We start from the raw sequence: 245 nt of genomic DNA, 5'->3' as shown, positions 1-245 counted from the left end.
GCCGCCGCGGTGTTGCCTTTGTTGCCCCACGCATAGGTGGATTTGTCGGTGTTGTCACCGCCGTTCGCATCAAACGCGTACTGCCCGCTTAACGCTTTACCCACAGCCAGCTCACCTTTAAGCTTCAGGTTCGCCACTTGCGGTTTGCCCGCCGGATCGATCACTTCGCCCGGGTTTTCACCGCCACTGCCGCTGCCGCCGGTGGTGTCATTACCCTCGGCTTTGCTTGCGTCCGTCGCCAGCGT

1 protein-coding gene is annotated in these 245 nt (G+C 61.6%); it reads right to left on the bottom strand.

Annotated elements, in window-relative coordinates; translation table 11 throughout:
* Positions 1-245, bottom strand: a 245-nt coding sequence (locus AC4IFO_RS23230; protein WP_490737882.1) for a hypothetical protein, incomplete at both ends; no start/stop codon positions are given.

The sequence above is a fragment of the Providencia sp. UF-224 genome, from assembly GCF_058245955.1.
The sequence above is the reverse complement of the archived record's forward strand: the minus strand, read 5'-3'. Positions and strand labels throughout refer to the sequence as shown.